Below are 12948 nucleotides of genomic sequence, written 5' to 3'. Positions count from 1 at the left end.
CCAATGTGATGGATTTGAAGTTCCCGCTATATCAACGGTGTCATTAGCGGTGTTACGTTCAGGAACTTTCCAAATCCGCCACGCCAGGCCATGTTTAGCCTACCACATGTTTTCCCGCTGACCAAAGAGGACAGGCGGGCGACAGAATCTTATCCGTCGACTCGTCGGCTTGAAACGCCGCTGTCCTGTTTTGCCTGCAAGCTGCTAGAATGTTGGAGTATCGATCAACGATCGACGGCGATCTTGGATGTACATCAGTCTGCGGATCAACAATGTCGACGCCCTGCTCGCTGGCACCTCGACCAGCTACGTGGCGCGTGATAGCGGCTTCGAAATCGGGCGCGATGCTTGTGACTGGACCTTGCCCGACCCCGACAAGTTCATCTCGGGTCGGCACTGCGAGGTTCGATACGAGGCGGGCGCGTTCTGGCTGCACGACATCTCGCGCAACGGGACCTTCATCAATGGATCGAGCCAGCGCATGAGCGGCCCGCATCGGTTGGTCGATGGCGACCGGATGCTGATCGGCCGCTATGTCGTCTTGGTATCGGTCGAAGAAGAGCGCGCCACGGCAGACCACCCCAGCCGCGATTCGACACAGCGGGAAACGCCGGTCGCGACAGGCCGGCCGCTGGAATTCGGAGATGGGCCTTTCTTCGAGCCCGCGCAGCAACGGTCCGCACAGCGCATTTCCGCGCCGACATTCTCGTCGCCTGCCCTGCCCTCAACCAGGGATGAGGTGCTGCGGGAGATCGCGATCGCAGCCGGCATTTCGCCGGAATTGCTTCAATCGCGCGACCCCCATGAGGTTGCCGCCGAAATCGGCGCGGTCTTGCGGGACGTGGTCGAGGAGCTGACCCTGCTGCTGAAAGCACGCGCGGCCGCGAAAATGTTGGCCAAAAGCACACAGCGAACGATGATCAGCGCCGCCGACAACAATCCGATGAAGTTCGTTCCAGGAACCGACGACATCCTGGAAATCATGTTCGCCCGGCGCAGGACCGGCTATCTTGATGCCAGGCGCAGCATCGAAGATGCATTCCGCGATCTCAAGACTCACGAGTTTGCCACTTATACCGCGATGCAAACCGCGCTCTCCCGGCTGCTTGACGACCTGTCGCCCGAGGCGATCGGCAGGAAACTCCCGCCTACCTCGTTTACGAAGAAGAAGAGCCAAGCCTGGGACGTCTATGTCGCGACATGGCGGACCATGGAGGAGGCACATGAAAACGGCATGCTTGATATATTCCTGGCCTATTTCAGCGAGGCCTACGCCAAGGCCGGCAAGCAGAAATAGGAGGTCCCAGGAAGGCACGGCCCCGGGAAACGTATGGCCAAAAAGCATATGGCCAAAAATGCATGGCACGGCAGTCGGCGAAGAAAAGTCTCGCTGACGCCCGGCGTCCGGTTCCAATCGACGATTTCTGAGATTACGATCGCATAAGACAGTTCGCCAAGCGGGTAAGACTCATTGAGCTGAGGGTCTGCGGCAAATGTCATGTCACTGCGTGATAGCATCTTCTAGCCATTGCCACGGCCGGCAGCGGCTGCCTTTCCTTTACCTGGCCGGAAACCGTTCTGCGCCCATCTCACCCCATCGCCGGCGCCCCGCCTGCACGGACGATCTGCGATGAGTTCGAAGGACGACCCCTTCGGCCCGGCGGGCAAGACGGTCATTCGCGCAAATCCGCGGAGCAAGCAAAAATCGACGCTAATTCCCGAGCTGCCCGTCGCGGACAGAGGCCAGTCCTCTCCAATCAAGGATTCGACGGTGTTCGATCCAGGCGGCGGGCGGTCGCCAGGCTGGGCATCCGGAACCATGATTTATCAAGGTGGCCCCGGCGATGTTGGTGCGCCGACAGGCTCTGCTGGGACTGCGCCGAGGACAGGCATCGAGCAGGAAAGCCTATTCAACGCCGGGAGCGGCATCAAATACGCCGCGGCAAACCCCATTCTCGCCGCGGCGGCACCTTTGCTGATGCTGCTCGGACAGCTCAGGCTCTTGCCCGTTGAAAGACAGGCGGCGCCATTGGCGCAACATATCACCGAGGCGATTGAGAAATTCGACCGGATAGTTGAGAAGTCAGGCGTTGCCGAAGAGGATGCCCGGATTGCGAAATTCGCCCTCTGCGAAACCGCCGACGATCTCATCGGTAACCTGCCCTGGCCCAGGAATGACGCCTGGGCGCCACACGGGATGCTGCGGCAATTCTTTCACCTCGAGCCCACCGGCACCGGCTTCTACGAAGCGCTGAACAAGATCCTGGCCAGTCCCGAAAAACACTACGATCTGCTCGAACTGATGCATGCCTGCCTGTCGCTGGGTTTCGAAGGCCAGTATCGAGGCGTGACGCGACAAGACAACAATCTCGAACGCGTTCGTCGCGACGTTTACGAGACGCTTCGCTATTTCAGGCCGCGTTCCGGTGGAGACATCTCGCCGCATTGGCAGGGCCTAGCGGCGGCGATGGCGCAGTCCTCCGCCCCCCTGCCGCTTTGGGTCGTCGCGGCAGCGGCGACCGCGTTGCTGACAGCGACGTTCTTCGCGTTGCGGGTCTTCATCACCAATGAAGGTGAGGCGGTCGCGGGTGAATTGCTGGCGCTCGACCCATTAACACCAGTCGTCATAGAACGCGCCGGCGTGGCGCCGTTGGCTGAGCCGGCGAAAGTCACCCCACCAGCGGCCACCGCGCAGATTGATCGTATTCGTGCGGCATTGGCCAAGGATCTCGAAGGCGGCGGGCTGACCATCGGCACCAAGGGCGACTTCATCGTCGTGGAGATCAACAATCTCCTGCTGTTCCAGTCCGGCAGGGCCGAGGCGAGGCCGGAATTCCAGCCCATTGCCACCGACATCGCCGCGGCTCTGGAACACGAGCCTGGACCAATCCGGATCGTCGGCCACACGGACAATGTGAAACCACGAAAGTCGAGCGCGTTCAAATCCAACTTCGACCTTTCCGTCGCCCGGGCGAAGGCAGTCGAAGTGTTGATGGCAGTGAAATTCAGCGATCCCTCGCGACTGACGGTCGAGGGCAAGGGCGAGGACGAGCCAATCGCCGACAATGCGACACCGGATGGCCGCGCCAAGAACCGCCGTGTCGATGTGATGATCCCCAGGGAGGAAACACTGTGAGCACGGCCCGCTGGAACCACCCATGACGCGTTGGCTGTTGCGGATATTCAGCGTGATCGCGCTGGCCGGCTTCGCCGCGGCAGTGTGGTTTGGCGGGCCATTGATCCGCTTCGCCGACATCCGGCCGCTCGGACCTGGGTGGCTGCGCGCGACGATCATTGGTGTGATCCTCGCGCTGCTGGCGCTTTTTTACGCGCTGCGTTTCTGGAAAGCGAGGAAGGCGCAAAAAGCGCTCGAAGCCGTCGTTGCGCACAATGACGACTGCGATGACGATTCTCGGGTGCTCGAAGCGCGGATGAATGAGGCCGTGGCGGCGCTCAAACGGTCGAGCGGCAAGCGCAACTTTCTCTATGAGATCCCCTGGTACGTTGTCATCGGCCCGCCGGGTGCCGGCAAGACAACGGCTCTGGTCAATTCAGGCCTGAATTTTCCGCTTGCCGGTTCGGGGGACGCCCAACCGGTGGCCGGTGTTGGCGGAACACGTGCCTGCGACTGGTGGTTTACCGATCAGGCCGTGCTGATCGACACCGCAGGTCGTTATACGACGCAGGACTCCAATCCCGAGATTGACAAGAAGAGCTGGCTCGCATTCCTGTCACTGCTCAAGAGGTACCGCACCAGACAACCGATAAACGGCGTCATCCTGGCCATCAGCCTTGCCGATGTAATGAGCTTCGATGATCAGCAGCTTGATGCCCACATCGTCGAGATACGCAGCCGCCTGAGAGAAATTCACGAGACGCTGAAGATCCAGTTTCCCGTCTATCTGCTTTTCACCAAGGCCGATCTGGTTTCAGGGTTCACGGATTATTTCGGCGGTTTCGACGAGGCGCGCAGACGCAAGGTATGGGGCACGACATTCCAGACGGCGGAGCGCGATAGGAACATGGCCGCCGCGGCTCCTGCCGAACTCGATGGGCTGGCGGAACGACTCGCGGACGAGATGGCCGACCGCCTCCAGGAAGAGGCTGATCCGGTCACGCGCATCTCCATCTTCGGCTTTCCGGCTCAGTTCGGCGCGCTGAGGGGGCGCATAACCAGTTTTGTCGCCGGTCTATTCGACCCGTCCCGCAGCCAGGTGAACGCCAGCCTGCGTGGACTCTATTTTTCGTCAGGCACGCAAGAGGGAACGCCCATCGATCAGGTGCTGGGCGCAATCGGCCGCAATTTCGGGGGCAATTCCCGCCCGCATCTTTCCGGAACCGGCAAAAGCTTCTTTTTGCATGATCTGCTGACGGACGTCATTTTTGCCGAATCGGGATGGGTTTCGTATGACAAATCAGCTGCGAGGCGGGCGGCGGTGGCCAGATTTGGCGGCCTCGGTACGATAGCGCTGATCGCTGCTGCCGCACTCGGTACGCTCGCTCTGAGCTTCGCGGCCAACCGCTCGCTGATCGCGTCCGCAACTGTTGCCATGGGCCAATATCGCGCGACGGCGGAAACGCTGCTCAAGGCGGCCACGGTTACCGATGTCGACCTTGAAAACGTCATCGGCCCGCTCGACCAGTTGCGCGACCTGCCGGCCGGGTTCGAAGCCGCTGAGTTAGCGACACCGATCGGGGAGACGTTCGGCCTCAGTCAGCGGGAAAGACTTCTTTCCGCGTCCCGGACCGCTTATCGGAAAGGCCTGGAACGCATGTTGCGCTCGCGCCTGCTGATCCAGGCCGAGCGAACGATCCAAGCCAAGATGGGCGATCCCGCCGCACTCTACGAGCCGTTGAAAATCTACCTCATGCTTGGTGGCAAGGCGCCGAAGGTCGATGACGCGCTGATCGTTTCCTGGATGAAGCAGGATTGGGAACAGAACCGATACCCGGGCGAAAACAACCGCGAGGGACGAGCGCACCTCGAAAAGCACCTGCGCGCCATGCTCGCCTTGGACGACGCCTATGACCCCGTTTTCGAACTGAACCAGCCCCTTGTTGAAGCCGCACAACGCTCTCTCGAGCGCATGAGCCTTGCCGATCGAGCGACCGCTTTGATCAAGTCGGCGATCTACGCGGCGGCGCTGGATGACTTCTCCGTTTCCCAGCAAGGTGGTCCCGAAGCCCAACTGCTGTTCGAACGTATCGATGGCAGCGAGCTGGCGGACCTTCGTGTTCCCGGTCTCTACACCAGTTCCGGCTTCAACAGGTTCTACCTTGCCCAACTCTCGCGCATTGCGCAGATGCTCGTCGACGAGCAGTGGGTTCTCGGTGGTGGCGGAGAGCAAGGCGACATCGATCAGCAATTGCTCAGGCTCGGCCCCGAACTTCTCGATCGCTACGGTAAGGCGTTCGCCGTCGCGTGGAACAGCGTTCTCGACCAGTTGAAATTCAAGGCGATGCTGATAGACAAGCCGCACTATACCGCGCTTTCAGCCGCTGCCTCCCCCAATTCGCCGATAAAGCGGCTGTTTTCGGCGATCGCCAACGAGACGGCGCTGACACGGGACCCAGGTGACGGTCCTGGCGCCGAGACAGAATCCGCGGCTCAAAACCAGCAACGCAGCGCCGCAGAATTAGCCAAGGGCTTAGCCCGTATCGGCATACACATAGCCAACGGCAAATCGCAAATCCGCGCCGGCGCACAGCCCGCTGACGTACAGAACTTGAATCCGGGCGCGAACATTGAAGCGCGATTCAAATCATTCCAGGTCCTGGTGAACGGGCCCACCGGACATCGCCCGATCGACGCACTAACCCAGAACTTCAGCGACATCTATCAAAGCCTGCGACTGGCCACCGAAGTTCCTTCGCAGGTGGAGCGGCTCAACGGTAATCTGCAGCTACAGATTGCCACCCTTCGCGCCAATGTCTCGCGTCTGCCCAAGCAACTCGGCCGGATGGTCAACACGACGGCAGATGAGTTCGAAGGTAACGTCGCCGAAACCTCGGTGACAAACTTGAACCAGATACTCGACCAGACGGTCACAGCCCCCTGCGAGGCAGCGATCAACGGCCGTTACCCCTTCGACGGGAGCAGCACCGAGGATGTCGCCATGGCCGATTTCGCGAAGCTGTTCGCCCCAGGCGGACTGATGGACCGGTTCTTTGCACAAAATCTGGCCTCGCTGATCAACATGACCGGCCAGGACTGGCGTTGGAAACAGGATACGCGCTTTGGACGCAACTTGTCGAAATCGACCTTGAAGGACTTCCAGTTGGCTGCGGAAATCCGCATTGCCTTTTTTCCATCGGGCGCTTCAGTACCCTCCGTCAGCGTCACCTTTACACCCTTCTCGCTGCATGGCGATGCCGACATGGCCGTACTTGATGTCGATGGCCAGACCGTTCAGAGCAACCAGACCGGAAATGGGCCGAGCACGGTGACTTGGCCGACCGGTACGGCTACCCCATCCGCGAGCCTCAGCCTGACACCAGAAATGCCAGGGCGCCAGTCCGCCATCACGTTCGAAGGGCCGTGGGCTTTGACGCGGCTTCTGAGCAAGGCGGCTATCACGGGCAACGAGGGCAGCATGCAGGCCCGCTTCGTGATCGGCGGGCGCGACGTCACCTACACGATCCAGACAGGGTCCGGCACCAACCCCTTCCTGCTCCCTGCCCTTTCCGGGTTCACCTGTCCCAAGGCGTTCTGAGATTGAGATGATCCTGGGCAGTAAGCCGCAGAAGCGCAAAACCAGGCACACACATATTTTAGTTTTCGATACTCTAATGTTTGAGCCTGTGGCAAAGTGGCACGAACGCGCCCGAAGGTGCGCCGCGGAGGACGCTGGGTGAAGCGTTTGGTGGCAAATTGAACAATGTCGCCCTTCCCATTGAAAGCTTCGGCGTGAGCCACAGAGGCTGTGTGCGGGAGCTCAATGAAGACAACTACCTGGTCGAGCCCCAGGCTGGCCTGTGGTTGGTCGCCGACGGGATGGGTGGTCACGACGCCGGAGAAGTCGCTTCAGCCAGTATCGTCAATCATCTGGCAACGATCGGGATTGCCAGCTCCGCACCGGATCTTCGGGCGCGCTTCGAAGACAGGCTGAGCAGGGCTAATGCCGAGATCCGCCGCATATCCCAGTCTCGCGGGATAACAATCGGCTCAACTTTTGCCGCCCTGCTTGCCATAGACGGGCGGTTCGCCTGCCTCTGGGCTGGTGACAGCCGCGTGTATCTGATCCGCGAGGCCTCGATCTCGCAAATATCGAAGGACCATACTGAGGTTCAGGAACTCATCGATAAAGGCATGCTCACCGAAGCCGAAGCGCTCACCTGGCCGCGCCGCAATGTCATTACGCAGGCAGTCGGCGTCAGCGACGAGATTGTCATCGATTTCCAGCAAGGTGAAATCCTGCCGGGGGACATCTTTGTGCTGAGCACCGATGGCCTGACGGCGCATGTCACTGATGCTGAGATCAAGGCTGCGACAGTGTCCGCGACACCTCAGTCGGCGTGTGAAAACCTGCTGGAAACGGTTCTGGCGCGTGGCGGAACAGACAATGTGACCATCGTGCTTGTCAGGGTCGCGGGCGGATACGATAGCCAGTCGCCCCGTCCAGCTGCGTACAAAGCGCGGGGGCGGGGCTGATGAGCGCCGACGACAAGACGCGGATATCGCCAGGCGCGGCCAACACTGCCGTGGGCACGCAACTGAGCGGTATCTACGAACTTGACGAGCGGATCGCATTCGGGGGCATGGGCGAAGTCTACCGGGGCCACAACATCCAGACCGGCGACCACGTTGCGATCAAGATCGTTTTGCCGGAATTCGCGCGCGACCAAACGATCTTGTCCCTGTTTCGCAAAGAGGCAACTATCCTGAACCACCTGTCGCATGACGCGGTGGTGCGTTATCACGTCTTCACGATCGATCCGGGGATCGGTCGTCCCTACCTCGCCATGGAATTCGTCGATGGAGCGTCGTTGTTCGACATCATGCGACGTGGGGCAATGCCGACGGGAGAGGTACGAAAGCTGTGCCATCGCCTCGCTTCCGGTCTAAGCGCCGTGCACCAGGCCGGAGCAATACACCGCGACCTCTCGCCGGATAACATTATTCTGCCGGGGGACCGGGTTGACCGTGCGAAGATCATCGATTTCGGCATCGCACGCTCGGCGACGGTGGGCGGAGAGACCCTGATAGGCGGAAGGTTCGCGGGAAAGTACAACTATGTTTCGCCCGAACAACTCGGGCTCTACAGCGGCGACGTCAGAGAGCAGTCCGACATCTACAGCCTTGGGCTGGTATTGGTTGCCGCCTTGCGCGGCAAGCCGGTCGATATGAGCGGCTCGCAGTTCGAAGTCATCGAAAAGCGCCGGACCGTGCCTAATCTCTCCGATATCGATGACGATTTTCGCGGCATTGTCGAAGCCATGCTTCAACCGGATCCGCGAGACCGGCCCGTCAGCATGGCCGAAATCGCCAGGATGACACGTGACGACAACGAGGAGACAATCCCGCCGACTTCCCTCACACCCCGCGTTAGGCCGGGTTTGCCGCCGATAGGGCAAGCCGCTGCTCCAGCCAGCAAGAATGAGGTCGAGCGGCACGACGACGCAGACGCGACGGGTTCAGGTAGGCCGCGCTTCGTCCAGCATGTGCGGCCCGCGCATTTGTCTGGACCGCCGCGCCCGCCCCCCCTCGGCGCTGCACGTACGGCCATGGCCGAGGTGCCTGGCAAATCCACAAGGACCCGAACGATCGCGCTCTGTGCCTTGGCGGCGCTAGCCGTGGCCTCTGGAGGCGGCCTTTATCTGGGCGGCGTCATGACGCCCGCGACGCCGACTGTCGGCAAGACGTCGCTTTCCGCGGCAGAGCCAGCAAAGCCCACGCCCCAAACGTCACAGCCCGCCGCTACGCAGGATGTAGCGAACGCGCCCGAGCCGCCAAAGGTTGTTCCGCCGGCGCAGCCGGAAACGCAGGCCGGCACACCGCCCGCCGAGGATAAGCCACATGCTGTGGCAGCTCAAAGACTGCCGTCGGCCAAGCCCGTCGACATACCTCTACGAACCGAGGCGCCGCCGAAGCCAATCGCGACGAACGCGCCGCCGCCCGAAAGGGCATCGCCGGCAATCCAGCCCGACACGACGGCCAGCGATAGGCAAAAGCCGACTTCGCCCGCTACGACCGCTCCAACCCCGCCAGAAGCCGAAACGGTCCAAACTCCGCCGCCGGCTGAGACGGAGGTTGTCGAGACCAAAAAGCCCGAACCACGGGCCAGCCCGCCGGCCGCCCCAATCCCGGAACTGAAATCGAATGCAGGTCCAGCGGTGGATGCCAACGGCAACAGCCAGATTTCTGCATTGCCGACAGGCAAGCAGCCGAACCAACGCGTTGTAGCGTTGAACGTGCCCAAACCAGCGATCCCCCCGGCGGTCGACGATATCGCTCAACGCGTCGCCTGGGTTCGCGCCTTCGGCGGCGGCGACTGTTTCTATGCCGCCGTCACATCTGCTACCGACAAGGCCGCCGCAATCGAAGGATTTGGCACGGCCGTCCAGCCATTCGAACGCATGCTCGGCGATTTCCAGGCAAAATTCCATGTCGAGCCAGACATCAGCGTCCGCCTCATTGAGCCAAGCCAATGCGAGGTAACCAATTTTCTGCGCTTTCTGGGACAGACCGCGGCCGACCAGCCGCAGCTTGTTCTCGACCGAACATCCGTGCCGAACGGTACGCCGATTAGCGGTACATTGGTAACGCGCAGAGGACTCATCTCCAGCGTTCTGCTGATCGACCACAAAGGAATGGTGTTCAATCTCGACGACCGCATCGTCACCGGGTCGGACAAGGCGACCTTCAGGATCCCGATTGGTCTCGGCGCGGCCGATAAGGCTGCTGGAAAGTCCGTGCCGCAGATAATACTGGTGATCACGGGCCCTCGCGACATTCAGTCGGCTGCCTTCTCCGATCCCACGCCGGCTTCGGCGCTGTTGCCCAAAATCATCGAGGAAGTCGAGACCGACGGATCTCGGTTCTCAGCCACTGCCAAGTATTTCCGGCTCGGCGGATAGCGTGGGCCTAGCATGGAACGCCGCCGCTGGTGTTTGACCGCTTGGTCTGCCCTGCCCGAAAAGCAGCAGGTCCGGTTCCAGCCCTATCTGCCCCGAGGGCGCGCATGAAACTCGCGATTATTTTGGGCGCTCCCCTCGCCCTGCTGTTGTCCAGCCAAGCGCGAGCCGAGTTCACGGTCTGCAATCAGACACTCGATGTCGTCAATCTCGCCGTCGGCCAGAAGGTCGACAATGCGGACCAGACCGATGGATGGTGGACCATCGGCGCAAACCAATGCGTGAACGTTATCCGGGAGGAACTGACCAACCGCTACGTCTACATCTATGCAACTGACGTGTTTGGTCATGCCATCCTCGCCGGATTGACCGAAATGTGCATCGAACGGCGACGTTTCTCGATCCGCGGCAGTGACGAATGCTGGCAGCGCGGCCACATCACCGCCCGGTTTCTGGAAGTCGACACCCTCGAACAGGTGCGGTGGACCTTCTTCCTGACCGCAAGCAATCCGTGACACACCATATCGACACGAGCTTCAGACAGAAGAAGCAGGCGCGCGCCGCCCTTCGCAGGCGCACGCTATGGCGTAGATTGATGGTGGGTTTGACCTCGGCTGTGCTGCTTTGCGTGGCCGCCGGTTTTTACCTGACCGCGGACTATTGGTCATTCGGCGACGAAGACGAGGAGTTGCATGCGGTCGAGGGGGCGGACGATGTGCCGGCCGACGCATCCGTCTACGTGCCAGCGCTGATCGATCTGGCGGGGGACCCGATGTGGATCACCCTTGCGCCAGATGCCGGCGCCGCAACCAAAGGCCGAGTGGTCCCGCGTCCGGCAGAACTCGATCAGGCCGACGTTTCTCCCCAGCTCGAAGTCCTGTCAGACGTCATGCTGAGCGCCAGCGAAAAATTCATGACGACGATACCGTCGACGCAGGAGGATTTCGCATTCTTCCAAGCGCAACGAAAAACCGCTGCCGCGCCATCGGGCGATCTGGAGAACGATCTTCAACCCTCGCCTCCCGCCAGGGAACTTGAAGCGGCTTCCGGTCAGAAAGCCGACAGCGACGATCCCGAAGCCGGATGGGGTGAGACGATCGATGCAGGCGATGCAGCCCTGCCGGCATTCCAGAAGACCGAGATCGAGAACAACACGAGCGTCGTAGCCGTCACCAATGAGTACCAGCGATTCGCGGCGACCGAAGACACGTTCGTAAAGGTTCTCAATGATCGCAGTCTGGACAGCGTAGCGTTGGATGCGCACTTCTCCGCGCAGGATGCCAAGCTGGCAGGCGAGGCCCTGAGCGCGCTTTTCCACCGGGACGGCCTGGCAGCGGGTTACGTCGTTGCGATGCGAGGGTTCAGGCCGACGCGCGACACGAGCGCAATGTCCCTGATGCAGGTTTCGATCTACGCCAAGAACCTGTTCGTCGGCACGCTGACGCGCAACGGCGCGGGCGCCTTCGTGTCGGGTGTTGATCCCTGGGTTCGCGAAGATCTGTTCAACTATTCGGGCGCACAGGAAGAAGGTACGCATAAACGACAGTATCGTCTGCTCGACGCCGTCTATTCGACGGCAGCCCGCAACAATGTTCCAACCGGCGTGATCGGCGAGGCGATCATGTATCTTTCGAGAGGACAGGATCTGGACGCCTTTGCAAGCGAGGACCAGCGTCTGGTGATGATCTATTCACAGACGCCCAGGGGCAAGGACGAGGGCGCGGGACGGGTTCTGTATGTGGGCGTGCAGGGGAGCGAGAAAAGCCTCGACTGTTTTGTCTTCCAGCAAAGCGACGGCCAGTTTGCGTGTGTTACAGGTGACGATCAGGTACGCTCGCTGACAGTCACCAACGGCATGGTCACGCCGGTGAATGGCGTCATGACCTCCACCTTCGGACCACGAAAGCACCCCATTCTGGGGACCGTGCGCATCCATAAGGGCGTCGATTGGGCGGCACCCGTCGGCACGCCGATCGCAGCCGCCTTCGATGGCGAGATCACCTTCCAGGGCGATGGGGGAAGCTACGGCAATCTGGTCAAGATCTTGCACAAAAACGGCCGCGAGACGCGTTATGCGCACATGCAGAAATTTGCAATCGAAGCCGGCGTCGGCACCAAGGTCAAGGCAGGCGACGTCATCGGCTATATCGGCACCACCGGATTATCGACCGGCCCTCACCTGCATTTCGAGCTTTACCAAAACGGCGAGGCGATCGACCCCTTGGGCACGGTTACCGCGGTCGCATCGAACGATTCCGCGGTCGAAACGCTCACCGAGCGCATCGTTCACGTCGAAAGTGGCGGTAGTGCTCGCGCCAAGAATCCTAATTCTTCCGCGACGGGCGCCGGCCAGTTCATAACCAAGACCTGGATCAGGATGATGAATACCTACCGCCCGGAGCTTGCACGCACGCTGTCGACCGACGACCTACTCGCCCTGCGCTACGACGCCACGATCTCGCGAGAGATGGTGCGCAACCTGGCGCGCGAAGGCGAGGCCTACCTGCGCCAGCGCGGCCACCAAATCACGGCCGGCCGGCTCTATCTCTGTCATTTCCTTGGAATGGAAGGCGCGCATCAGGTTCTGTCGGCATCAGGTTCGGCGCAGCTGAGCGCTGTCCTGGGGTCGGCCGTCATCCAGGCCAACCCGTTCCTCACCGGCAAGACAGCCAGCTACGTGGTGGACTGGGCCGAAAGAAAAATGGGCCAGAAGCTGACTCATCTGGCAACCGACGCCGGGTCACAGACAACGACCACCGAAATCCGTCAGACGTCGCCGGAGTTCGAAAAATACAAACAGGCCATCACTGCTCTCATGGGCTCGATCCCAAATACGCTCTGAGCGTCAGGTCTGGCATGAGTTTCTTGCGCAGA

The 12948-nt window shown here is 60.9% G+C and carries 7 protein-coding genes; all 7 read left to right on the top strand.

What is annotated here, in order from left to right; genetic code table 11:
- Nucleotides 1-247 precede the first annotated feature (247 nt).
- The 7 genes from tagH to LB545_RS17660 all read left to right on the top strand — a co-directional run bounded on the left by tagH (nucleotide 248) and on the right by LB545_RS17660 (nucleotide 12916).
- Nucleotides 248-1297, top strand: coding sequence for a type VI secretion system-associated FHA domain protein TagH (gene tagH, locus LB545_RS17690; RefSeq protein ID WP_140685149.1), 1050 nt, complete (start codon nucleotides 248-250; stop codon nucleotides 1295-1297).
- 333 nt (nucleotides 1298-1630) lie between these two features.
- Nucleotides 1631-3136, top strand: coding sequence for a type VI secretion system protein TssL, long form (tssL, locus tag LB545_RS17685; protein WP_140818512.1), 1506 nt, complete (start codon nucleotides 1631-1633; stop codon nucleotides 3134-3136).
- 22 nt (nucleotides 3137-3158) lie between these two features.
- Complete coding sequence (tssM, locus tag LB545_RS17680) at nucleotides 3159-6713, top strand: type VI secretion system membrane subunit TssM (RefSeq protein WP_224705554.1); 3555 nt, start codon at nucleotides 3159-3161, stop codon at nucleotides 6711-6713.
- 158 nt (nucleotides 6714-6871) lie between these two features.
- Entirely contained in the window at nucleotides 6872-7651 is a 780-nt protein-coding gene (locus LB545_RS17675) for a PP2C family protein-serine/threonine phosphatase (protein WP_140498305.1), read from the top strand.
- A complete protein-coding gene (locus tag LB545_RS17670) occupies nucleotides 7651-10077 on the top strand; it encodes a serine/threonine-protein kinase (protein ID WP_140498306.1) in 2427 nt (808 codons plus the stop codon). The genes LB545_RS17675 and LB545_RS17670 overlap by 1 nt, the downstream gene beginning before the upstream one ends.
- A gap of 104 nt (nucleotides 10078-10181) precedes the next feature.
- On the top strand, nucleotides 10182-10589 hold the full coding sequence (locus tag LB545_RS17665; protein WP_181165311.1) for a DUF1036 domain-containing protein: 408 nt from the start codon (nucleotides 10182-10184) through the stop codon (nucleotides 10587-10589).
- Nucleotides 10586-12916, top strand: a complete 2331-nt coding sequence (locus LB545_RS17660) for a M23 family metallopeptidase (protein ID WP_224705553.1) — start codon at nucleotides 10586-10588, stop codon at nucleotides 12914-12916. The genes LB545_RS17665 and LB545_RS17660 overlap by 4 nt, the downstream gene beginning before the upstream one ends.
- The last annotated feature ends 32 nt before the right edge of the window (nucleotides 12917-12948 follow it).

The organism is Mesorhizobium sp. BR1-1-6 (genome assembly GCF_020165355.1).
Taxonomy (GTDB): Bacteria; Pseudomonadota; Alphaproteobacteria; order Rhizobiales; family Rhizobiaceae; genus Mesorhizobium.
The sequence above is the reverse complement of the archived record's forward strand: the minus strand, read 5'-3'. Positions and strand labels throughout refer to the sequence as shown.